Origin of the sequence: Moorella mulderi DSM 14980, from assembly GCF_001594015.1 — a bacterium.
In the GTDB taxonomy this organism is placed as follows: domain Bacteria; phylum Bacillota; class DSM-521; order Neomoorellales; family Neomoorellaceae; genus Neomoorella; species Neomoorella mulderi.
Genome location: NZ_LTBC01000004.1, coordinates 38,607 through 62,348 on the forward strand (window position 1 = coordinate 38,607; position 23,742 = coordinate 62,348).

The following is a 23,742-nucleotide window of genomic DNA, read 5'->3' on the forward strand; positions in this document are numbered from 1 at the left end:
GGAAAATGGCCCGTGTGAAACGTGGTGTGACCAAGCACCAGCGCCATAAAAAGATCTTGAAGCTGGCTAAGGGCTACTTTGGCGCCAAGTCCAAATTATTCCGCCCGGCCAACGAACAGGTATTGAAATCCCTCGCCTATGCTTACGCCCACCGGCGGCAGCGCAAAGGCGACTTTCGCAAGTTGTGGATTGCCCGCATTAATGCCGCAGCCAGGCTGCAGGGCCTTACTTACAGCCGCTTGATTAACGGTTTGAAAAAGGCCGGCGTGGAAGTTAACCGCAAGATGCTGGCCGACATGGCGGTGAATGACGTGGCAGGTTTCAACCGCCTGGTGAATATGGCGAAAGAAAAGCTAGGCCTCGGCGCCTAAAGAAACAGGGTGGTAGGCCAGCCAGTTGGCAAAACTGGCCGGCCTTTTTCACTTATATCCTGCTTGACAAGGGCCGGGCCGGCTATAATAATAGGGGAAGATGCTTTTCTACACTATATTATAGAAGGTGAAAGAGTACGAGTATCGTTCGGGAATGGCCTTTTCGCCTGCGGCCACCCCAGATTATGGCCCTTGGCTTCGGGGTGGTTATCGCCACCGGCACGCTCCTCTTAAGCCTCCCTATTGCCAGCCAGAGCGGGCAACCAGTGGCGGTCATTGATGCCCTGTTCACGGCCACCTCGGCCACGGCCGTGACCGGTCTGGTAACAGTTGATACCCAGACCACTTATTCTTTATTTGGTGAACTGGTTATTCTTGCTTTAATTCAAACCGGCGGCCTGGGTTTTATGACCCTATCTACCCTGGTCGCCCTGCTCCTGGGCAAGCGTATCACCCTGAAGGAAAGGCTGGTCATGCAGGAAGCCATGAACCAGCTGACGGTAGAAGGGGTCGTGCGCCTGAGCAAGTATGTCCTCATTTTTACCCTGTTTGCTGAAGGCCTGGGGGCGTTGCTTTTAAGTATCCGTTTCAGCAGCCAGATGCCCCTGGGACAGGCCATTTATTTTGGTATCTTCCATGCCGTCTCCGCTTTCTGCAACGCTGGCTTTGATCTTTTTTCCAAGAGCCTGGTTGATTACCGGGGCGATTTACTGGTCAACATGGTTATTACCTTGCTAATTATCTTTGGAGGTCTGGGTTTCAGCGTCGTAGCTGATATTTATACCAAACGTTCCTGGAAGCGGCTCTCCCTGCACAGCAAGATCGTCATTCGTACCACCCTTTTGCTAATCGTTACGGCTACAGTAATTATCTTTCTCCTGGAGTATACTAACACGAAAAGCCTGGCGCCTTTGCCTCTAGGAGAAAAGATCCTGGCCTCATACTTCCAGGCCGTGACACCGCGGACGGCCGGGTTTAATACCCTCGTAATCGGCGACTTAAGGCCGGTAACCCTGCTCTTTATCACCATCCTGATGTTTATCGGTGCTTCGCCGGGGTCGACCGGCGGCGGTATCAAGACAACTACCTTTGCGGCCATTGCCGTGGCTGTCTGGACCATTATCCGGGGTAACGTTGATATTGAGGTATTTGGCCGGCGGTTACCCCGGGGTACAGTCTTAAAGGCCCTGGCCATTGCTGCTGTTTCCCTGCTCCTGGTAGTTACCGTAACTGGCATTTTATTAATTACCGAACAGGCAGATTTGCAAATGGTACTCTTTGAAGTAACCTCAGCCTTTGGCACCGTCGGCCTTTCCATGGGGCTGACGCCGAAACTGACAACAACTGGCAAATTGCTTATTACCGCTACCATGTTTACCGGCCGGGTAGGGCCCTTGACCCTGGCCTTTGCCATTGCCCAGCGCCTGGGCCGCCAGGGAATAAAACATTATCCTGAGGAGAGGATTATTGTTGGCTAAAGGAGGCAGGGCTGTGAAACAGTTTGCCGTCATTGGCCTGGGGCGTTTCGGGTCCAGCGTGGCCCGCACCCTGGCCCGTATGGGCCACCAGGTAATTGCCATTGATAGCGACGAGGCCAAGGTGGAAGCCCTCATGAACGAGGTCACTACGGCCATCCAGGCTGATGCCCGCGATGAGGAAGCCCTGAAGGCGGCGGGCATTCGCAATGTGGACGTGGCCATTGTGGCCATTGGGGAAAATGTCGAGGCTAATATCCTGGTCACTTTAATCGTCAAGGAAATGGGCATCAAGTGCGTGGTCGCCAAGGCCCTGAACGACCTGCACGGTAAAGTCCTGGCGAAAATCGGTGCCGATAAAGTCGTTTATCCGGAGCGGGATATGGGAATCAGGGTCGCCCATACCCTTGTTTCCGGCAACGTCCTGGAGCATATCGACCTTTCGCCGGAGTACAGCATTGTGGAGATTGTGGCCCCGGCCAGGGTGGCGGGTAAGACCCTGGGACAGCTGAATTTACGCGCCCAGCACGGTGTCAGCGTTATGGCTATCAAACGCAACGATAAAATCCTAGCCGCACCTGGCGCCGATGATGTGGTGGAAGAAGGCGATATCATGGTACTGGTAGGCCGGAACAAAGCCCTGGAAAGGCTGCAGGAGAGTTAAACAGGCTAGGCGCCTGGACGGCGGCATCCTTCCGCTGCTTTGCTCCGCTTTAATTAGGTAACTCCTGGGTTAACGGATCAGGGGCTAGAGGTGAAGTTCTGCCGCCGGAGGAGTTAAGGTAGCATTTCGTAGAAGGTGGAAACGGCAATGAAGCAGGCCGGACTAATTACTTCACCAGCCAACCGCTACGTTAAGCTGGCCCGATCCCTCCGGGAACGCTCCGGCCGGGAGAAAAAAGGTCTTTACCTCATTGAAGGGATTCACCTGCTGGAGGAAGCCCTGCAGGCCGGGATACCCCTGGAAGTTGTTTTGTACAGCCCGCAAATTCTTGCTGCCCCGCGGGGGGAGCAGCTGGTAGCCGCCCTACAGGAGGCTGGCTACCGCTGCCTGGCGGTGACGGAGGAATTGATGCAGGCCATCAGCACGACCGTGACGCCGCCGGGAGTGGTGGCTATAGCCCCCTTCCAGGCAAGTTCCCTGACAAGACTCCTGAGCCGGCCTTCTCCTTTGCTAATGGTGGCCGCCGGATTGCAGGATCCGGGGAATCTGGGGACCATCTGGCGGACTGCCCTTGGAGCGGGAGCTACGGGACTGATTTTAACCCGCGGCAGCGTTGACCCCTTTAACCCCAAGGTAGTCCGGGCGGCCATGGGTGCCACCTTTAAGCTGCCGGTGGTTAGCGGCGTGGAGCCAGCTACCCTGGTGCGGGAATTGGAAGCTTGCGGGATAAAGCTGGTAGTGGCCGACGTCAGCGCGCCTTTAGTTTTCTGGCAGGCGGACTTAAGGCCCCCCCTGGCCCTGGCCGTGGGCAGCGAGAACCATGGTCCGGGAAGGGAATTGCTGGCCGCAGCTACGGCCCGCGTGGGCATTCCCCTGGTCGGCCCGGTGGAGTCCTTGAACGCCGCCGTAGCGGCGGCCCTCCTCCTTTATGAAGCTCTCCGGCAGCGACAAGATTTAATTTATACTGTTGATTTAAGAAAAACTTATGGTTAGAATGGAGGTGAAGGCGGGTGAGCGCCATGCCGGAAGAGAGCTTGCGAGAAATAGCAGCTACAAATGAACCGCCACGCACCCTGGCTTCACCGGAATTTTTCTTTCTTTTACAGCGTTTAGACCGGCTCGATGAAAAATTGACGAAAGAAATCCGGGATGGGGATCAAAAGTCCGGGGAACGCATCAGCGCGGTGGAGCAAAAGCTGAGCCAGCGTATTGACGCGGTGGAGCAAAAGCTGAATCAGCGTATTGACACGGTGGAGCAAAAGCTGAGCCAGCGTATTGACACGGTGGAGCAAAAACTGAGTCAGCGTATTGACACGGTGGAGCAAATGCTGAGCCAGCGTATTGACACGGTGGAGCAAATGCTGAGCCAGCGTATTGACGCGGTGGAGCAAAAGCTGAGCCAGCGTATTGACGCGGTCGAGCAAATGCTGAGCCAGCGTATTGACACTGTAGAGGAAAAGCTGAGCGGGTGCATCGAAGAAGTTGAACATAAGTTGGGCCAGCGTATCGATGCTATTGACGGTAAATTAAGCAATCGTATTGATACATTGGATGACAAGCTTGGTAACCTCAGATTCTGGGCTATCAGCGCCGTAATTACCATTGCTGTAGGTTTTATCGGGACCATAGCAACTTTGCTGTACAAGTGATGAGGGTGATAGTGTTTTAACTTTGAAGGGGACGGCAGTTCACCTGCCCCCTTTTTATTTTGCAAGTTTATAGTTACAACCCACCTAGCCCTTTTAGACCTACATTAAAAATCCGGCACATTTTCGGCACTAGTTATTCGTCGGAGAATTGGAGAGCGCTTATATTATGGCTATACCGGGTTTTCTTATAGCAGGTGTATCAACTGTCCTCTTTCCAGCAGTTGCTAAAATGGGTTACGCCCCCCTCCTTTTAATGGCGATACTGGCCGGATGGGGTGTTCCCCTCACCAATGCATCAATTGGAGCTTTGCCAACAGATATGCTTAAAAATCCAGAAATCGCGGGTAAACTTTTCGGTTTGATCATTTTGGTTGGGATTAGCGGTGCTGTTATTGCTCCATTTGCGGTTACCTCAATCAGCTCTTCCCTTGGCTGGACGGCCGCCTTTATGGCACTTGGGATAGGTGCAATGGCGGGTGTGGTTTTAGGCTTAATCATTCCTGCTTTCCGTTTAAAAGAAGGAGCCCAGGTGAAGATTGGTAGCTAAGATACTAAGATGGACTATTGGGTGCCATAAAGCCGGCTTCATGGTCAATAAGAGAGACATGGCTTGGGGCGCTCAAAACCTTATTTTGCCTTGTCACGGCCAGTGGGGCTATGCTATAATTAACCCTGAGGTTACCCCCAAAAGCTCCTGGAAAGGTCGTGATAGGGTGTTCCTGTCGGCGGAGTTCTTTTGGAGGCTATTTGAAAAAACAGGTTCCATTGCTGCCTACATTATTTACCGCAGGCTGGTTACGCAGTAGGTAAAAAATGATAAGCGTCTAAATGCCATGAATGGGCAAAGTAGCCGGTACGGAACCCACAGGGAGGCGGCGTCGTTGACTGGAAGCGCTGCCGGGGAAAGGCCGTGTGAAGTTCGCCCAGGAGCAGCAGGCTGAAATGAAAAAGTAGGCTGTGCCGGTGTTCCCGCCGTTAGAGGGGAACGGCATGATGGTGCCGGTAGACTTGGGGTGGTAAGAGGATATTTTTTAAGCTTTCGTCCCGAAGGGGCGAAGGCTTTTTATTTTGCCATACTTGGGGTGATGGAGATGCTAAAAACTATTGCAGCTATTAGGGAGGCAGCCCTGGCCCGGGTGGCGGCTGCTACCAGCAGCGAAGAACTGGAGGCTATCAGGATCCAGTACTTGGGGAAGAAAGGGGAATTGACCGGGGTATTAAGGGGCATGGGGAAACTCCCGCCTGAAGAGCGCCCGCGGGTTGGGCAGCTGGCCAACCAGGTCCGGGAGGAGCTGGAAAAAGCCCTCCAGGATGCTAAAGAGGGCCTTTCCCGCCGGGAACAGGCCGCGCGTCTCCGGGCGGAGGCCATCGACGTGACCCTGCCGGGTCGGCCGGTTCCCCGGGGTTACCGCCACCCCCTGTACCAGACCTTGAATGAAATCAAAGCCATTTTTATGGGCCTGGGTTTTGACGTGGCCGAAGGCCCGGAAGTGGAGAGCGATTATTACAACTTTGAGGCCTTGAATCTTCCTAAAGAACACCCGGCCCGGGATATGCAGGATTCCTTTTATATCACCGAGGACGTCCTGCTCCGCACCCATACCTCCCCTGTCCAGGCGCGGGTCATGGAAGCCCGGCGTCCCCAGGTTCCCATCCGCATTATCGCGCCGGGCAAGGTTTACCGGCGTGACGATGACGCCACCCACTCGCCCATGTTTTTCCAGGTAGAAGGCCTGCTGGTGGATAAGCGGGTAACCTTTGGCGAACTGAAGGGAACCTTGATGGCCTTTATCAAGCAGATGTTTGGCGACCAGGTCCACGTGCGTTTCCGGCCCAGTTACTTCCCCTTCACCGAGCCCAGCGCCGAGGTTGATATGTCCTGTGTCATGTGCGGCGGCAGCGGCTGCCGGGTATGTGGCCACACCGGCTGGCTGGAAATCCTGGGCTGCGGCATGGTCCACCCCCGGGTTTTAAGCATGTCCGGCTACGACCCGGAAGAGGTGAGCGGCTTTGCCTTTGGCCTCGGGGTAGACCGGGTGGCCATGCTGAAGTACGGCGTTGACGACCTGCGCCTCTTCTATGAAAACGACCTGCGCTTTTTAAGGCAGTTTTGAAGGAGTGACCTCACATGCGTGTACCCTATAAATGGCTGAAGCAGTATGTCGACATTGACCTGCCGCCGGAAGAGCTGGCGGAAAAACTTACCATGGCCGGCCTGGCGGTGGAAAACATAGAAAGCCTGGCCCCGGATTTTCAAGGGGTGGTGGCCGGGAGGATCAAGACTATCGCCCCCCACCCCAATGCTGAGCACCTGGTCATCTGCCGGGTTGATGCCGGCCGGGAACTCCAGCTGGTAACAGGGGCGCCCAATGTGTACGCCGGCCAGACGGTGGCCGTGGCCCTGGAGGGAGCGCGGTTACCGGCAGGGAAGGAGATACGCCGGGCCACCTTCCGCGGCGTGGCCTCCGAAGGCATGCTCTGCTCGGCCCAGGAACTGGGTCTGGATGTCAGCCTCATTTCCCCGGCCGACCGGGAAGGGATCATTACCCTGCCGCCGGATGCTCCCCTGGGTGCTGATGCAGCTGAGGTCCTGGGGCTCAATGATGTCGTCCTGGTTCTGGAACTTACTCCCAACAGGGCCGACTGCCTGAGCATCCTGGGCGTCGCGCGGGAAGTAGCGGCCCTTACCGGTGCACCTTTACGCCTGCCGGAAATTGCCGTCCGGGAAGACGAGCGGCGCATTGAGGATCTCGCGGCCGTGGAAATTGAAGCTCCCGACCTGTGCGCCCGTTATGTGGCCCGCCTGGTGAGCGGGGTGCGCACCGGCCCCTCTCCCGGGTGGCTCCAGGCCTGCCTGCGGGCCGCCGGCATGCGGCCGATTAATAACGTGGTGGATATCACCAACTTTGTCATGCTGGAAATGGGCCAGCCTTTACACGCCTTTGATTACGACCTCCTGCAGCAGCACCGCATTATCGTCCGCCGGGCCGAAGCAGGGGAGAAAATAAAAACCCTGGATGATGTGGAGCGGGAACTGGACCCGGAAATGCTGGTCATTGCCGACGCTGCCCGGCCTGTGGCCGTGGCCGGCGTCATGGGCGGGCTGGAGACGGAGGTTACCCCGGAGACAACCAACATTCTGATAGAATCCGCTCATTTTGACGGCGCTTCCATTCGCCGTACCTCCCGGAAGCTGAGCCTGCGCTCGGAAGCCTCGACCCGCTTTGAACGGGGTGTCAACCTGGAAGGGGCAGCCGCAGCTGCCGACCGGGCGGCCCAGCTCATGGCAGAACTGGCCGGCGGTAGTGTGGCCCGGGGCCGGTTGGATTGCTATGTAAGGAAGCGCCGGCCGGTAACTATACTTTTAAGACCGGAACGGGTAAACTACCTCCTGGGGACTACCCTTACGCCGGCGGCCATGAAGGAACTCCTGGAGCGCCTCCGCCTGGAAGTCAGCGGGGAAGGGCCTTTCCAGGTAACTGTTCCGGCCTACCGGGGCGACCTGACCCGGGAAATCGACCTGGTGGAAGAAATTGCCCGGCTGTACGGCTATGATAACATCCCGGTGACCCTGCCGGGGAATATCACCGCCCGGGAAAAGCAGACCCCGGCCCAGCGCTGGGAGGAAGCCGGCCGGGAGGCGGCGGCAACGGCCGGGCTGGCGGAAGTCGTTACCTACAGCTTTATCGGTCCCCGCGTCCTGGACCAGTTGCTGCTACCCCCCGGTCACCCCTGGCGGCAGGCGGTAAAAATCCAGAACCCCTTGAGGGATGAGCAGAGTATCATGCGGCCCTCCCTCTTACCCGGTTTGCTGGAGGTGGCCGGCCGCAATGCCAGCCGCCGGGTGCTGCCGGTGGCCATTTATGAACTGGGCCGGGTATTTATTCCCTCAGGGCGGCAGTTACCGGCAGAGCCCTTACGCCTGGGCGGGCTGGTCATGGGGACTACCGGCCGCGGCTGGAACTGGCCGGCGGTTGAGATGGATTTCTTTTATCTTAAAGGCATAGTGGAAAATATCCTGGCCAGGTTAAGAATCAAAGCCATCACCTGGGAAGCAGCCACTGCTTATCCCTTCCTCCATCCCGGCCGGGCGGCAACTATCAAGGCCGGAGAGTTAAGCCTGGGATTCTTAGGCGAACTGCACCCGGACGTCCTGGCGGCTTTTGATCTACCATCCAGGGCCTGTGTCTTCGAACTGGACTGGGACCAGGCCGGTACCCTGAACCAGAGGCAATTAGGTTACGAGCCTTTACCCCGTTTCCCCGCCGTGGAAAGGGACCTGGCGGTGGTGGTAGGGGATAATCTCCCGGCGGCAGCGGTAGAAGAAGTTATCAAGGAGGCAGGCGGCCACCTGCTCAAAAGTTGTACCCTCTTTGATGTCTACCAGGGGGCTCCCATCCCTGAAGGTTACAAAAGCCTGGCTTATACCCTGGTTTACCAGCTGCCGGACCGGACCCTGACGGATGCTGAGGTCAATGCCGCCCAGGAAAGGATACAAAAGGCCCTGGAGGAACGCCTGGGCGCCACCCTGCGGCAATAAAATATATTGTTTTGCAGCCAGAAGGATTTTACCGCCCGGAAGCGAAAAAGGTAGAAAATACTACCTGGCAAGAAGGAGGGATTAAACTTGCCCCAGGCCGAGCGGCAGATCCCGGCACAGGACCGGACCACTGTCAACATCAATGGGCAGGATTATATTGTCAAGGGGGAAGCGCCGGAATATATCCAGATGCTGGCGTCTTATGTAGACAAAAAGATGCGCCAGGTCAGCCAGAAGTTCCCCCATTATCCCCCGGTAAAGGTGGCCGTGCTGGCGGCCCTGAATATTGCCGATGAACTCTATAAAGTCCAGCAGGATTACGATACCCTGGTAAAATTGATACAGGAGGAAAAACGGGGTTGACCAACCTGGAGCTTGCCTGGGCTTTGACGGAAATGGGCGACTTGCTGGAATTAAAGGGGGAAGAACCCTTTAAAGTGCGCGCCTATCACCGCGCCGCCCGGGCCCTGGAAAACCTGGAAGAAGAGGCGGCCGCCCTTTATGCCCGGGATGCCCTGGAAGAGATTCCCGGGGTGGGCAAGAACCTGGCCAAAAAAATCGCCGAACTGTTAACTACGGGCCGGTCTACCTTCCTTGAGAATTTGCGGCGGGAAGTACCGCCGGGCTTGAGGGAAATGCTGGCCATCCCCGGCCTGGGGAGTCGCTCTATACGCCAGATTCACCAGGCCCTGGGTATTACCACCCTGGAAGAGCTGGAGACGGCGGCCCGGGAGAAGCGCATCAGGACCCTGCCCGGCATGGGCAGCAAGACGGAATTGGCCATCTTACGGGGCGTGGAAATGTTAAAGGAAGTACGGGAACAGGTGCCCCTGGGGGTAGCCCGGCCCCTGGCCATGCTCTTGCGGGACCAGATTCTCCTCATACCGGGAGTTGAAAGAGTGGCCATAGCCGGCAGCGTCCGGCGCGGTTGCGAGATGGTGGGCGATGTTGACCTGGTGGTAGCCGTGCAGCCCGGTAACCAGGTAGCAGACGTCATGACCCGGCACCCCCAGGTGAAGGAAGTGCTGGCCAGCGAGCCGGACCGCCTTTCCTTGCGGACAACCCTGGGCGTGAAAATTGAAATCATCCTGGTTCCACCGGGGGACTTTGCGGTCACCATGTTTTATGCCACGGGATCAAAGGCCCACCGCCGGCGGCTAATAAGCCTGGCTGCCAGCCGGGGCCTGGGCGTGGCTGATCTGGGCCTCGCTACCCCGCGCTGGTTAGCCGAAGAGAAGGCTGTCCTGGCCGCAGGCCAGGAGGACCAGCCTGCCATCTCCGCCGGGGACGGCATCTCCTCCGGCAAGCTTGCGCCCTGGAAGGAAGGGGTCATTGATGACAGCTTCGTTGTGAATTACAGCTATCAGATAGCTCCAAACGGTGGGGAAGCAGGGGATTCCTTTTTTTACCGGCGCCTGGGCTTGCCTTACATTGTGCCGGAGTTGCGCGAGGACCGCGGGGAAATAGAAGCCGCCCTGAGGGGTGAGCTGCCGCGGTTAATTACCCTGGCGGACATTCGCGGCGACCTCCATATGCACACCCGCTACAGCGACGGGGTGGCAACCATTGCTGCCATGGCCGCAGCGGCGCAGGCCAGGGGGTACCAGTATATTGCCATTACCGATCACTCCCGCTCCCTGGTGGTGGCCAGGGGCCTGAGCGTCGAGCAGTTAAAGGCCCAGCGCGAGGAGATTGCCCGGCTGAATGAAGAACTGGAAGGCATCACCATCCTGGCCGGCATCGAAGTCGACATCCTGGCCGACGGCCGCCTGGATTATGAAGACGACGTTTTAAAGGAATTTGACCTGGTCATCGCCTCGATCCATTCCGGCTTCCGCCAGGAAGAAGAGCAGGTGATGGCCAGGCTGGAGGCGGCCCTGCGCCACCCCTACGTGGACATCCTGGGGCACCCCACCGGGCGCATGCTGGGCCGGCGCCGGCCCTATCTGGTAGATGTGGGCAGGATTATTGAACTGGCCGCTGCCACGGGTACTATCCTGGAGATCAATGCCAGCCCCGACCGGCTGGATTTAAATGATACGGCCGTTCGCCTGGCCAGAGAATACGGCGTGCCCATAGCCATTAATACCGACGCCCATGACCCTAACCGCCTGGCAGACATGGAATACGGCGTCCTCACCGCCCGGCGCGGCTGGCTGGAACCGGAGAATGTAGTCAACACCTGGGAACTGGAACGGTTGCTGGCCAGGCTGAAGCGAAACAGATAAAACATGCGGCCATATCCCTGCAGTTTCTTTAAGGACTTATACCTGTCCCTTGCATCCAGGCCGCTGAATTGCTAACATGATAAAAAAACGAAGGGAGCAATAACCTTGCCCAAGCGTTTAGGCATCCTTACCGGGGGCGGCGACTGCCCCGGCCTCAATGCCGTCATCCGGGCGGCTACGAAGACTGCCTGTAGCCATGGTTACGAAATGATTGGTTTCCTGGACGGCTATACCGGGGTGGTAGAAGGGCGTTATATCAAACTGGAGCCGCCGGTCATTTCGGGTCTCCTCCACCGGGGCGGCACCATCCTGGGGACCAATAACCGCAGCAATCCCTTTTATTTTCCCGTCAAAGAAAACGGTGAGGTTACTTACCGTGATATGTCGGATAAGGCCGTGGCGCGCCTGGAGCAAATGGGCATCGAAGTGCTGCTGGTAGTGGGCGGCGACGGCACCCTGGCCGGGGCCAGGGATTTCAAGGCCAAGGGGGCGCGGGTGATCGGCATTCCCAAAACCATCGACAACGACCTGGCGGCCACCGATCAGACCTTCGGCTTCGACACGGCGGTCAGGACGGCAACCGAGGCCCTGGATAAGCTGCATACCACGGCCGAATCCCATCACCGGGTCATGGTCCTGGAACTTATGGGCCGCTATGCCGGCTGGATTGCCTTGTACAGCGGCCTGGCCGGCGGGGCCGATGTTATCCTGATACCGGAAATACCCTGGCGTATAGAAGGGGTGCTGAAAAAAATAGAAGCCCGCCGGGCGGAAGGTAAACCTTTCAGCATCGTCGTTGTCGCTGAGGGGGTCAAGTCGCCGGAGGGCGAACTGGTGGTCCAGCGCCGGGTGGAAGGCAGCGTGGAGAGGGTGCGCCTGGGCGGCATCGGCCAGCTGGTAGGGAAGTTAATCGAAGAAAAGAGCGGCATTGAAACCCGGGTGACCGTCCTGGGCCATATCCAGCGGGGCGGTTCGCCGTCGTCCTACGACCGGGTACTGGCCACCCGCTTCGGCGTGGCGGCAGCAGAGCTGGCCGTCAAAGGTATCCACGGGGTCATGGTCTGCCTGCAGGGCAACACCATTTCTTATGTTACCCTGGAAGAAGCTGTCGGCAAACCCCGGATCATACCTTTAGATCACGAGCTCCTGGCCACCGCCCGGGCTATAGGAATCAGCTTTGGAGATGATTAGCGGCATTTTCGTTGACAACCCGGTCTTCTTTTTTCTGTTCCGGTTATTTCCTTTACTTAGCCCGTCTTAATTCCATGATAGCAGTTTCCTGGCGGGCGGTTTTGCCCAGCAGGTAATTAACATCCAGGGCGATTATATCGAGCCGTTCATCCAGGTGTTTTTGGAGTTTGGCAATCTCATCCCCCCGCAGCTCAAAAGCGTCAAACAGGACGTTGATTTTCGGCAGCAGTTCGTTATCCAGGCGGTTTTCGATTTTAATCATTCTTTGTTCCAGATAGTCTAACTGTTTGCTGTGCTGCTGCAGAGTTTCGGTATGCTGCTGTAGAATTTCAGTATGCTGCTGCAGAATTTCTGTATGCTGCTGCAGAATTTCAGTATGCTGCTGCAGAGTTTCGGTATGCTGTTGTAATGTCTTTTTGATTTCTTCCTGTCCCTGAAGGAGCTGTTTTAAGATTTCTTCCATATAATTCACTTTCCTTTCTCAGGGTTATCTTTTAAAGGATATAATTTCTCCGCCGGGTAAAAAATTCCTTCCAGGTCCGGGCTGAAAAATTAACTTGCAATTTTGTTGCTAATCGTGCAAAATAGATCTAGAACAAACCTGACCGTACGGGTTTAAAACGCCGGTGCGGGAGGGTGTAAAAGCTAATCCTGCGGCAAGGGGCAACCTGAACCTCAAGGGAGGGGGAATTGGCATGAGGGTTAATTTTTAACGCTTGCCGGCTGATTATTCAGGCTGGCAGGCGTTTTTTGGTTTAGATGCATTGGGAACTTTCCGGTGCAGCCTTGTTTGGGGAAGGAGTATGACGGTGGAAAACCGCCTGGGAGTTGTGGGCATAGTAATTGAAAATCGCGAACATATTGCTGCCAGGGTCAATGCTATTTTAAGCGATTACGGTCACTGTATCGTCGGCCGCATGGGTATTCCCTACCGGGAGCGGGGCGTGGCCGTTATAGCTTTGATTGTCGACGGCACCACCGATACCATCGGCGCCCTGACGGGAAAGCTGGGCAGCCTTCCGGGGGTTAAAGTACGGGCGGCCCTGACGGGGAAAGAGAAGTAACGGGTGCGCCCGGGTATCCGGCTTAGGCGGCATGCTGTCTGCCTCTGACGGTTAAAGAGGAGGAAGGGGCGCGCCGGGTTTATCAAGCAGGTTTTAGCCGGACCTGCGGCTTTGAGAATGGGTTCCGTATCAATGACGGTGGAGGAGAGGTAGGCTGTGCGAACGGAATTTGCCGCCAGTTTAGAAAGAGCGGCTGCCGGGGAAGAACTCACCAGGGAAGACATTATAAATTTGCTGGCCGCAGCTCCCGGCGCCGAAGAAGAGGCCCTCTACCGGCTGGCTGATAGCGTTCGCGCCCGGGTGGCCGGGGACGAGGTCCACCTGCGCGGCGTCATTGAGTTTTCCAATTACTGCCGCCGTCACTGTTATTACTGCGGCCTGCGGGCTGATAACGCGAAGTTACAGCGATACCGCCTGATGCCGGAAGAAATCATCGCTGCGGCCAGGCGGGGGGCGGAACTGGGTTATGGCACCATCGTCCTCCAGTCGGGGGAAGACCCCTGGTATACAGGCCCGATGCTGGCTGAGATAATAAGGGAAATAAAAAAGCTGGGAGTAGCCGTAACCTTATGCGTCGGGGAGAGGACCAGGGATGAATACGCCATGTGGCGGGAGGCCGGGGCCGACCGCTACCTTTTAAAGCATGAGACGGCCAACGCCGATCTCTACGCCCGCCTCCACCCCGGTATGAGCTGGCAGGAACGCCTCCGGTGCCTCCAGTGGCTGCGGGAACTGGGTTACCAGGTGGGTTCCGGCAACATCATCGGCCTGCCGGGCCAGACCCTGGCCGACCTGGCCGATGATTTAATTCTCCTGCGGCAGCTGGACGTGGAAATGGCAGGTTTGGGCCCCTTTATCCCCCACCCGGCAACGCCCCTGGGCGGGGAACCGGCGGGGAGCTTAGACCTGACCTACCGGGTGGTGGCTACCGCCCGGCTGGTTATCCCCTATGCCCACCTGCCGGCTACCACCGCGGTGGGCACCCTGGCCCCCAACGGGCGCCAGCTGGCCCTGCAGCGGGGGGCGAACGTCATCATGCCTAACCTGACCCCGACCCGCTACCGGGCTGATTACCAGATATACCCCAATAAGATTTGCGTCAACGAAGGCCCGGAAGATTGCCGCCACTGCCTGGAGGGCATGGTACGCGCTTTAGGGCGGCGGCTGGGGCGGGGACCGGGACACACGTTGAAGCCGTTACCGGTCCAGTGAATGGTATGAACATCTCAGGGCTATTTTATTAACCTTTCCCCCTGAGCTCTTCCACCGGTTTCTCCTTTCCAGCCCATAAAACGGAGTGAAAGCGGAGAGAAAGCGGGGGAGAACCCGGATAAAGGCTTAAGTATTATTAAATATGAATGGAGGAAATGTCCATGCAGCACGGTTATCATGCCGATTTTATCAAGCATGAAGAGATAGAAGGTTACCTGGAAGAAGCCAAACGGGCCACCAGGGATGAGGCTGCCCGCATCGTCGAAAAGGCCCGGGAAGCAAAGGGCCTGGAGCCCTACGAGGTGGCCGTTTTGCTCCAGAATGACGACGCGGGCGTGCGCCGGCAGATATTTGCCGCCGCCCGGGAAATAAAAGAAAAGATCTACGGCCGGCGCATGGTCCTCTTTGCCCCCCTCTACTTCAGCGACTACTGTGTTAATAACTGCCGCTACTGCGGCTACCGGCGGGAAAACAAATTTGAACGCCGCCGCCTGGAACCGGCGGAACTGGAGCGGGAGGTACGCATTTTAGAGTCCCTGGGGCATAAACGCCTGGCCCTGGAAGCCGGGGAAGACCCGGTCCATTGCCCCCTGGACTACGTTCTGGATGTTATCAACCGCGTCTATCACATTACCGAGGCCAATGGTAATATCCGCCGGGTGAACGTCAACATTGCCGCCACCACTGTGGATGCTTACCGCCGGCTCAAAGAAGCCGGCATCGGCACCTATATTCTTTTCCAGGAAACCTACCACCGGCCGACTTACGCCTACATGCATCCCAGCGGTCCCAAAGCTGATTATGACTGGCACACCACGGCTATGGACCGGGCCATGGAAGGTGGCATCGACGACGTTGGCCTGGGGGTCCTCTTCGGCCTTTACGATTATAAATTTGAGGTGATGGGCCTGCTCTACCATGCCCGCCACCTGGAGCAAACCTTCGGCGTCGGGCCTCATACCATCTCCGTACCACGCCTGCGGCCGGCGTATGGCATTAACCTGGAGAATTTCCCATATCTAGTTAACGACGACGATTTCAAGAAGCTGGTAGCCATCATCCGCCTGGCCGTGCCCTATACCGGCATGATCGTTTCCACGCGCGAGACGCCGGAGCTCCGGGCTGAACTCCTGGCCCTGGGGATTTCCCAGCTCAGCGCCGGCTCCTGCACCGGTGTCGGCGGTTACGGTCGCTATTATACTGAAAACAGCGACGACGTGCCCCAGTTTGAAATCGGCGACCACCGCCACCCAGATGAAGTAATCCGTGATCTGTGCCAGCGGGGGTATCTCCCCAGCTACTGCACGGCCTGTTACCGCCGCGGGCGTACCGGTGACCGCTTCATGGCCCTGGCCAAAACCGGCGAGATCCAGCATGTATGCCAGCCCAACGCCATCCTGACCTTTAAAGAATACCTGCTGGACTACGCCGGACCGGCTACCCGGGAAGCAGGGGAAGCTGCTATCAGGGAACACCTGGCCCAGATACCCAGCCCGGCCATCCGGGCTGAAACCGAACGCCGCCTGGAGCGCATCGCCGGCGGCGAAAGGGATTTGTATTTCTAGTGCCGCTACCCCCATCCGGCGCTTTAACCCCCGTCCTTCAGGGCAGGGGGTTTTATCATGGGTGGAGATAAACGGCCCAGCCTTTGGGTGCCGGTTGCTATGGCCATTGCAAGGAATAATTTTTATATATCGGCAGGAAATTCCTTTTTTCTGCAGAATTCCTTATAGAAACCGGTTCATAAAAAAATTGCGTATGGCTTGGGAGGCTCTGAAGAGAGAACATCCTGCAGGTGGTGATCAGGCTGCGTTTACGCATCGTCCTTCAACCAGGCGAAGAGGGGAGGGGGCGACCAATGGTCCTTCCCCTCGACTTTCGTCGCTACTTTATTTCATTAATTAAAACCCTGGCCGGTACCTCTGCCCTGGCCGCACGTTTTACCGTCGAGAAACCAGGGTACAGCCCGTATGTCTTTTCAGTAGAATTCAGCAAAATTATCAACATTGATACCCGGCAAAGGGAAATAACGGCCAGGCCGCCCATCCTCGTGACCATTTCTACCGGCCTTTTTGACGTCATGACCATATTTAGCAACGGCGCCATTGCTATGAAAGGCCGGGAAACGGTGCTGGGGTTGTATCTCAAGGACATCTATCTCCTGCCGTTAAAGAAGATTCAAACCGGCGAGCAGGAGTTCCGGATTGCCGGCCACGCTGTCTTTAGAGGAGTGCGGCATTATGTCGACGGTTCTGATGTGGGGGAATTGGAGGAAGCAATTAACACCCACCTTTATAAGCGGTATAGTTTTTTAATTCAGCAATATCACCTGGATTATCACCCCCGTGTTAGCCCGGTTAAAGTCTTAGGCCCTCCAGGCTATCACAAGGGAGTATGCTTCCATTACGGAGGGCAGTTAACAACCCTTCAGGGCCGTATCCATTTAAAGAGCACCCCGGAAACGCTGCAATTTCTCTACGATTTCGGTCTGGGGATTAGAACGGGGCAGGGCTTCGGGCTTCTGGAGGTGGGCGATTAAGCCATGCAGGACATAGAGATTTACCCGGCTTCCTGGTACTACAATGCCTGTGTTCAAGGTTTCCTCGAAGTGCTGGCTTACGGCCTTGGCGAAAAGGGAGAGGAAATTGTAGCCGGCAAAATCCTCCGGGAGGACGGCCGGGCTGTTATCCCCGGCAACCTCATGGATGCAGCCTTTAAGCCCCGGGGTACTCCTTTCCCCGACGGCTACGTCTTTCGCGAAGTACCGGGGGAATTACCGGCATTGAAAAGAATCGGCTGGTGGTGGGTGGAGAAGAGCTATGATATGGGTTTTATGCGCAAAGAAGACAGGGGTAAGTCTTTAAATGAAGTAGAAAAAATTGAGACGGTAGCCCGGAGCCTTTTCCATAAGAACGCTAATTACCCTAACCTGGCCCAGCTAACATGGGATTTAACCAAGAAACTGAGCTTTATTAATAACTGGTTTGCCCTTGAAGAAGCAAGAGATCCTTCCCTTAGCTGCAGTTTTTGTGGTCGACAATGTAACCCGGATTTGGATGGAAGTGTTTACGAAACCTCCTTTACCCGTTCCCTTTCAATCCATCTGGGTAATAGCCCGGCCGTTTTTCCCAACCTTTTTTGGGACACCAGGCCTGATTTAATTATGTGCAAGCAATGTCGATCCTATTTCCTATGTTTTCATCTAGTAAGCAAGAACAAATTTTTTATTAATTCCGATTCCCTCCTGGTAAACTGGCACTTGAACCGGCTCCTTACCGGGAGAACAGGGAGAATCGGCCATAAAACCCTCTTAAGCGCCATGCAATACGACCGGCAATTAAGACGGGCAGTGGGCAGCTGGGGCCTGCAAAACATGGAATTGCTGATCTTTACGCAGGACAGCGTGGAATATTATCCTATTTCGGCCCAGCTGGCCCACCTGCTCCTGATACCCCGGGTATCCTCCTTAATAGGGCAAATTGCTAATGACAGGATATGGGAGATTATCCTCCGGGAGCGTTTTGATTACCTGCCCACTGTGATTTACAAGTCCCTGCGGGCTCTGCTCAAAGGGGGCAACAACGAGAAAGATCCGGAAGTTGTCTACAAGGATGTAACTAACGTCGCGCCGGTGATTAATCTTATCCACCTTTATTATACGATCCGGCAGCAATTAGCCAGGAACGAAGGGGGGACAAGCATGGGTTATCTTAACTTAAAAGCAATCCAGGCGGCAGCCGCTGAGGCGCCGGTAGACCTCAACAGCAATCTTGACAAGAATTTGGTTTACCGTTTGCTGGAATTGACCAGGTTGAACAAGAAGACTGAAGTTTATCACCTGCTTTTAAGGCTTTACCTTACCAGCGGCGACAATAAACAATTTCCTGCCTCCCTGGCCAGCCTGTTTGCCACCAGCGACAGCGAGCTGTTTAAAACCGGTATTTATACCTTTATCGCCGGGTTGAAGGCAAACGAAAACGACGAACCACAAGGAGAAAACGATTAAACGGCTTAAAGAAAGGGGTTGTTTACGTGATGGAGGTTAAAGGAATAACAGCGACGGTTATCTTTGAGAGTTCGGCCGTCAACCGCGACGAGAAATTGGGGGGCAATATCACTTCTATAAAAAAGTTATCGCGTTATGACGGCACTTATTCCTTTATGAGCCGGGCTTTTATCCGCCACCACATGTTTGCCACCTTTATGAAGCTATATGGCTGGGAGGAAGCGCCTGTAACATACAGTCAAGGAAAACAAGAAGTACTTCAGTTTAAATTTCCAGATGCTAATATTATTAGTTATGCGGAAATGGATTTTTTCGGTTTTATGAACACCATGTCATCTAATAAAAGAAATAAAAGAAATACTAAAGAGAATAGCAATGAAGAGGGAAAAGAAAAAGAAGGAAGTAGTATTGTAAGAAAAGCCCCCCTCGGTATTACCAAAGCGATCTCCCTCGAGCCCTGGCAGGCCGACATGGCCTTCTACGCCAATCACGACCTGGTCCGGCGGGCAAATGCGCAGGGAGACAACGCCAATCCCAATCCCTTTCAAAAAGAAGAACACTACTCCTACTACCGCCTGTCCTTTACCCTGGATCTCTGCCGCTTAGGTTACCAGGATATTTATGTAGCTGGCGGGGACGGCCTCACCGCCTTTAAAAATTGGCTAAAAAAATATCCCGAAGCCTCGGCCGGGGAATTGGTCGAGCTGCGGAGCTTACGCAGTTTCCCGGAGAACATAAAGTGGCATTATATCCCCAATACTGATAATAAACCCAGGGGGTTTGTAGGTATCAGCGACAACGGGAATAACAGCAGGATTATTTTCGTGGTCAGCAAGGGGGAATTCCGCGAACGCCTGCGGCAATTCCTGACCGTAGTTAAAAACGGCCTGGTCATCCATTCCAGCACAGAAGACTACGGTATGGTACCGGTATTTATCGTGCTGGGGACCTTGAAGGTACCGGTACCCGTTTTCAACAGCGATGTCCGGCTTAAAAACGGCAAAGTCGAAGCCGGCCCCCTGAACAGGGCCCTTGGTAACGATTACTTGCTGGAAGCCTGGTATGAGAGCAGCCTGCCCTTCGATGGCAATTTGGTGTGCGGCGAAGGGGCTCGTAGTTTTAAGCCTTGGGCAGGCGTCGACCGGGTGCTGGAGGCAATTAACTGATGGGTGCTACGGCAGTTAGGGCTTTACGCGTTTTAAAGTTGGGGCTCACTGCGGCTTCGGCTCATTTCCGGGTCACTGACAGCAACAATCCTCGCAAGACTTACCCCCTGCCTCCTTACTCTACGGTGATTGGCCTGCTGGCCAACATCCTGGGCGACAGGGCTAAAATCGAGGCCATGCTGGCGGGTGGGCTGGCCCTGGGCGTTTTAGCGCAGCACAGTTACTTTACAAAAGAGTATACCTGGTTGCGTAATATGAGTCCCTCCGCCCATAAAGGCAGGTTTTACTCCTACGATAACCGCCGGTGGCAGGAAACCCCGGAACACCCCGGCGGTCAGAGCCCTGTTGTCGTTGAAGTTTTAAACGATGTTAAAGTGTATGTTTATCTCTATCATCCAGATGATCAGGTGACGGGTTTCCTGCTGGAAAACGCCTGCCTGCCGGAAAGGTGGCTGAGCCACCTGCATCTTGGCCGGGCTGAGGATTGGGCTATGATAACCGAGGCGACAATAATGGAAATTTGCCCCTCAAATGAGGGAAGCATTTTGCAAAATGCCCCTGGCTTTTACCAGTGGATGCCTGCACCGGCGGCTGCTTTCGGTTTAAACGAGCTGATGGATGCTGCCGAGTACACCAGCCTTTATAATAAAATGCAGGGCAACGCCGTCCTGGTGACCTCCCTTTACCGGCGGGTGGAGGTGCCCTACCAGTTCGGCAAAAAAGGCTTGATCCGGAATTTCGCCCATGTCCCTGCCCGCATTTGCTGCTGTCAAGTCCCTTTTCTGGATAATTTCCGTTTGCCGTCCCTTCTAGTAGACAGGGAGCTGAAAACGCCGGTTTATATGGCCGCGATAAACCAGGAACCGGGAAAGGAGGGGCGGTAATGGCTGATTTCTGGGCTAAAAGTAATGGCGTTTCTTTAAGCCAGCACACCGGGGACGTGCTGGCGGCGACCGAGGTCCTTAAAAAGAAGATTGGCAATAAGATCCCCGGTGACTGGTGGTTGGGTTTAAAGTATGCCGCCCTGCTCCATGACTCTGGTAAAGTTGATCCCGCTTTTCAAGGGCGCATAAAAAAGCAGGTCCAAAAGGTGGAGGACGTCCCGGCAGACGTACCAAAATATAAAGATATCCCCCACAGCATCCTTTCTCTGTTTTTCGTTAGGCCGGAGAACTTTACTTTTTCCCAACCATACCTCTCCCATGTGGTTATATCGGCTATTGTTTTTCATCACTGGCGCGAGAGCTTCCCTGACTACTTCCTGGGCAGCCAGGAATATCTTATCAGGAAAAAGGCCGGGGAACTGGAGGAAAGGGCAGCTTTATGGAACCGGCTGAGCCAGGATTTAGTTGCTGAGTTCACCCGCCTGGCCGAAAAATACGGGCTAGACCCGGCCGTGATGGGCCTTAACACCACCTTGACGGAGTATCTACGTTACAATACCCTCGGTTCAGCCGGGCTCCTTATCCCGCCTTATACCCTGGTTTATCTTCCTGACCACATCAGGGCCCAAGCCGCCCGGGGAGATGAAAAAGATAGAGCCAGGGTTTTTATTGCCGGCAATCTCATGCGTGCCGACCACTTTGCCTCAATGGTAGAAGAAAGCAACACCGGCTTACAGATTGACGCCATCGAAAGCGGCCGGGTTTTCACTACCGGTGAAATTGAAAGGGCCTTAAAGGAAAAATTCAATACACCGGATTACTGGCAAAAGCAGTTCTTTCAAAACCATAAGGAGGCAAAAGGTGACAACCTGGTGCTGGTGGCACCGACGGGATTCGGCAAGACCGAGTTTGCCTTCCTCTGGGGGGCGGGAAAGAAAAACTTTATCCTCCTGCCCATGCGAGCGGCCGTCAATAAGATATGGGAACGCACCAGGGAGATGGTTGAGAGCCTGGGAGAAAAAGGTGACGATCAGGTGGCCCTGTTGCACAGCGATGCCGCCCTGGAGACTTTTAGCCGCTACCAGCAGCAGGGCGACCTTGAAAGCGAGAGCAATACCCGCAAAGCCATGGAACTGGCCCGCCACCTGGCCCGGACTTATATTATAGCCACTGCCGATCAGATCGCCCCGGCGGCTTTGAGGTATCCTGGCTATGAACGGATCTTTGCTGCCCTTATGAACGGGGCCCTGGTTATTGATGAAGTCCAGGCCTATGATCCCCGCGCAGCGGCAATCATCACCCACCTGGTACAACAAAATGCCTATCTCGGCGGCAGCAATTTGATTATGACCGCAACCCTGCCGCCTTTCATGAGCCGGGAGCTGGTCAAACGCCTGGGGCTGGTCGGCCATCAGGTTATACGCCTGATTGATGAGCCGGAGTTCGAAGGGGTGGCTGCTTCTTGCCGGCATCGGCTGGGATTTAACGTCCATGCAGGTGATTATGCCAGTGCTGTAACGGCTATTATCGGGGAAGCTCAACAGGGTAAAAAGGTCCTGGTAGTAATGAATACCGTCAGGGCCGCCTGTGAGATCTACGATAAAATTATGGCGTTACTCCAGCAAAAGAAACTGGCTATTGAAACAGTCCTTCTTCATTCGCGCTTTATCCTTAAACAGAAAGACGAGCTGGAAAAAGCGGTGGTCGAGCAATATATGCCCAACCGGCCGGACAGGGATGCCGGTCCCTGTATAGTTGTAGCCACCCAGATTGTTGAAGCTTCCCTGGATATTGACGCGGACGTACTTTTTACCGAGCCTTCCCCGGCCGACAGCCTGATCCAGCGGATGGGCCGCGTTTTTCGTCGGTTTGCCCGCCTGACGGGTAACAATGCTCCCCCGGAGGCCAACGTCATAATTATAATCAATGGAGGGGATCAACCCCTCAATAGCCGCCGGCGTTCAGACCAGGAAGAAAAAACTGCCGGTGACGTCCAACTGGCATCCGGCTTAAAAACAGTCTATAACCGGGACCTGACGGCCCTCTCCCTGGTAATCCTGCTCATGGCCTTAAAGGGCGAAGCCGGCCTCAGCCCGGGCAACAGCCTTGCGGAAGAACTAAAACGGAAACCCTGGGTTGATTGTTTTAAGAAAAGCAAGGGTAAGGGGAGCTCCGGGGACATGAACAGGCGCCTGGTGGAAGTTATTAAATCAATAACAGGACAAACATTGCTTTTAACTGAAAAGGAAAAAATGGATTGGGTGGAGCTCACATATGGTACCCTTGATGAACTACGGCGGATAGACAACTATCCCCTCCAACTGCAAGACTACATTCAGAAGTATGAAGAAACCCTGGCAACCCTCGATCACGGCTACTGCTCGGATCGCAAAAGGGATGCGGAAAGGCTTTTTCGAGATATAAGTGCCATAACCGGTGTTCCCATAGAAAAGGCCGGTGAATTCTATGACAGCATCCGGGTCTGGCTAAGCGGTAAAAGTATGGAAAGCTTAAACTTTTTGGAACTGGCCCTGGTCATCCTCCCGCGGTTTACCGTTAACTGCCCTTATCTCGCGACATCCAATGGGGAAAAGATGCGGGACCTGGACTTTGAAGCCATGCTCCCCCCGGGGCTTGACATCAAAAACGTTACTAAAATCAGATCCAGGCTGGAAAGATGGCTTAAGGGTATATACATCCTCGATTTGCCCTATGATCACGTTAAAGGGTTAGAGGTGCAAAATGAACAGTGACCAGGTTACCGAACTAAGAAAGGCCCATATCACCGGCACCATGGTGGCTTACTATTTTATTTGCCATCGCAAGTTATGGCTTTTTGCTAAGGGGCTTAACCTTGAGAACATATCCGGTAACGCCGACGTCATCAAAGGCAGGATATTACATGAGACCAGGTTTAACCGCGAAAACAATAAAGAAGTGGCCTTTGATACTGTGAAAATCGACTTTTTACACTACAATGGTCAGGTTTACGTCCATGAGGTGAAGAAAAGTAAAAAGTTCGAAGAAGCCCATACCTGGCAGTTGAAGTACTATATCTACATGCTCCAAGAGAAAGGAGTTAACTGCTCCGCGGGGGTAATCCACTATCCTTCAAGCATGCGCAGGGAAGAAGTAAATTTTTCCCCCTGGGACCGGGAACTCCTCATGAAAGCCCTGGCGGAGATTCAAGCCGTCCTCAGTAAGCCCTTGCCGGAGAAAAAGGCTGGTAGGAAGATGTGCAGCCGGTGCGCTTACTTTGATTTTTGCTATATTTGATTTCGAGGCGATTTTC

Annotated in this window: 21 protein-coding genes; 20 read left to right on the plus strand and 1 reads right to left on the minus strand. The window is 55.0% G+C overall.

Features of this window, described 5'->3' with window-relative positions:
- The first annotated feature begins 5 nt into the window (after positions 1–5).
- The 11 genes from rplT (at position 6) to MOMUL_RS07325 (ending at position 12,118) form a co-directional block, all read left to right on the plus strand.
- A complete protein-coding gene (gene rplT / locus MOMUL_RS07270; protein ID WP_054937732.1) occupies positions 6–371 on the plus strand; it encodes a 50S ribosomal protein L20 in 366 nt (121 codons plus the stop codon).
- 185 nt (positions 372–556) lie between these two features.
- Positions 557–1,849 (plus strand): TrkH family potassium uptake protein, encoded by a 1,293-nt coding sequence (locus tag MOMUL_RS07275; RefSeq protein ID WP_062283476.1) that lies wholly within the window; start codon positions 557–559, stop codon positions 1,847–1,849.
- Positions 1,850–1,862: 13 nt separating this feature from the next.
- Positions 1,863–2,510 (plus strand): potassium channel family protein, encoded by a 648-nt coding sequence (locus MOMUL_RS07280; protein ID WP_062283791.1) that lies wholly within the window; start codon positions 1,863–1,865, stop codon positions 2,508–2,510.
- Positions 2,511–2,657: 147 nt separating this feature from the next.
- Positions 2,658–3,503 (plus strand): TrmH family RNA methyltransferase, encoded by an 846-nt coding sequence (locus MOMUL_RS07285; RefSeq protein WP_062283479.1) that lies wholly within the window; start codon positions 2,658–2,660, stop codon positions 3,501–3,503.
- A gap of 41 nt (positions 3,504–3,544) precedes the next feature.
- On the plus strand, positions 3,545–4,159 hold the full coding sequence (locus MOMUL_RS07290) for an apolipoprotein A1/A4/E family protein (RefSeq protein ID WP_169802180.1): 615 nt from the start codon (positions 3,545–3,547) through the stop codon (positions 4,157–4,159).
- A 166-nt stretch (positions 4,160–4,325) separates the two neighbouring features.
- The gene (locus MOMUL_RS07295; RefSeq protein WP_062283484.1) at positions 4,326–4,706 is read left to right on the plus strand and encodes a hypothetical protein; all 381 of its coding nucleotides are present in this window, start codon (positions 4,326–4,328) and stop codon (positions 4,704–4,706) included.
- Positions 4,707–5,250: 544 nt separating this feature from the next.
- Positions 5,251–6,273, plus strand: coding sequence for a phenylalanine--tRNA ligase subunit alpha (gene pheS / locus MOMUL_RS07305; RefSeq protein ID WP_062283794.1), 1,023 nt, complete (start codon positions 5,251–5,253; stop codon positions 6,271–6,273).
- A 14-nt stretch (positions 6,274–6,287) separates the two neighbouring features.
- A complete protein-coding gene (gene pheT / locus MOMUL_RS07310; protein ID WP_062283490.1) occupies positions 6,288–8,699 on the plus strand; it encodes a phenylalanine--tRNA ligase subunit beta in 2,412 nt (803 codons plus the stop codon).
- A gap of 87 nt (positions 8,700–8,786) precedes the next feature.
- Positions 8,787–9,062, plus strand: a complete 276-nt coding sequence (locus MOMUL_RS07315) for a cell division protein ZapA (protein WP_062283493.1) — start codon at positions 8,787–8,789, stop codon at positions 9,060–9,062.
- On the plus strand, positions 9,059–10,927 hold the full coding sequence (locus MOMUL_RS07320; RefSeq protein ID WP_062283495.1) for a DNA polymerase/3'-5' exonuclease PolX: 1,869 nt from the start codon (positions 9,059–9,061) through the stop codon (positions 10,925–10,927). The genes MOMUL_RS07315 and MOMUL_RS07320 overlap by 4 nt, the downstream gene beginning before the upstream one ends.
- Before the next feature lie 105 nt (positions 10,928–11,032).
- Positions 11,033–12,118, plus strand: coding sequence for a 6-phosphofructokinase (locus MOMUL_RS07325; protein ID WP_062283497.1), 1,086 nt, complete (start codon positions 11,033–11,035; stop codon positions 12,116–12,118).
- A 52-nt stretch (positions 12,119–12,170) separates the two neighbouring features.
- Here the strand turns inward: MOMUL_RS07325 and MOMUL_RS07330 are convergent, their stop codons facing one another.
- Positions 12,171–12,581, minus strand: a complete 411-nt coding sequence (locus MOMUL_RS07330; protein ID WP_062283499.1) for a hypothetical protein — start codon at positions 12,579–12,581, stop codon at positions 12,171–12,173.
- Positions 12,582–12,927: 346 nt separating this feature from the next.
- Here MOMUL_RS07330 and MOMUL_RS07335 point away from each other — a divergent pair, with 346 nt between their 5' ends.
- The 9 genes from MOMUL_RS07335 (at position 12,928) to cas4 (ending at position 23,726) form a co-directional block, all read left to right on the plus strand.
- Positions 12,928–13,182, plus strand: coding sequence for a TM1266 family iron-only hydrogenase system putative regulator (locus MOMUL_RS07335; protein ID WP_062283797.1), 255 nt, complete (start codon positions 12,928–12,930; stop codon positions 13,180–13,182).
- A 156-nt stretch (positions 13,183–13,338) separates the two neighbouring features.
- Entirely contained in the window at positions 13,339–14,394 is a 1,056-nt protein-coding gene (gene hydE, locus MOMUL_RS07340) for a [FeFe] hydrogenase H-cluster radical SAM maturase HydE (protein ID WP_062283502.1), read from the plus strand.
- A gap of 161 nt (positions 14,395–14,555) precedes the next feature.
- A complete protein-coding gene (gene hydG, locus MOMUL_RS07345; protein ID WP_084785535.1) occupies positions 14,556–15,959 on the plus strand; it encodes a [FeFe] hydrogenase H-cluster radical SAM maturase HydG in 1,404 nt (467 codons plus the stop codon).
- Between the two features lie 293 nt (positions 15,960–16,252).
- Positions 16,253–16,933 (plus strand): CRISPR-associated endoribonuclease Cas6, encoded by a 681-nt coding sequence (locus tag MOMUL_RS07350; RefSeq protein WP_062283504.1) that lies wholly within the window; start codon positions 16,253–16,255, stop codon positions 16,931–16,933.
- Between the two features lie 3 nt (positions 16,934–16,936).
- Complete coding sequence (gene cas8a1, locus MOMUL_RS07355; RefSeq protein WP_062283506.1) at positions 16,937–18,400, plus strand: type I-B CRISPR-associated protein Cas8b1/Cst1; 1,464 nt, start codon at positions 16,937–16,939, stop codon at positions 18,398–18,400.
- Positions 18,401–18,429: 29 nt separating this feature from the next.
- Positions 18,430–19,566 (plus strand): type I-B CRISPR-associated protein Cas7/Cst2/DevR, encoded by a 1,137-nt coding sequence (gene cas7i, locus MOMUL_RS07360; protein WP_062283509.1) that lies wholly within the window; start codon positions 18,430–18,432, stop codon positions 19,564–19,566.
- Complete coding sequence (cas5, locus tag MOMUL_RS07365) at positions 19,566–20,450, plus strand: CRISPR-associated protein Cas5 (protein WP_062283512.1); 885 nt, start codon at positions 19,566–19,568, stop codon at positions 20,448–20,450. Before cas7i ends, cas5 begins: the two co-directional genes overlap by 1 nt.
- Positions 20,450–23,203, plus strand: coding sequence for a CRISPR-associated helicase/endonuclease Cas3 (locus MOMUL_RS07370; protein WP_062283514.1), 2,754 nt, complete (start codon positions 20,450–20,452; stop codon positions 23,201–23,203). The genes cas5 and MOMUL_RS07370 overlap by 1 nt, the downstream gene beginning before the upstream one ends.
- On the plus strand, positions 23,193–23,726 hold the full coding sequence (gene cas4 / locus MOMUL_RS07375) for a CRISPR-associated protein Cas4 (protein ID WP_062283517.1): 534 nt from the start codon (positions 23,193–23,195) through the stop codon (positions 23,724–23,726). Before MOMUL_RS07370 ends, cas4 begins: the two co-directional genes overlap by 11 nt.
- Positions 23,727–23,742 lie beyond the last annotated feature (16 nt).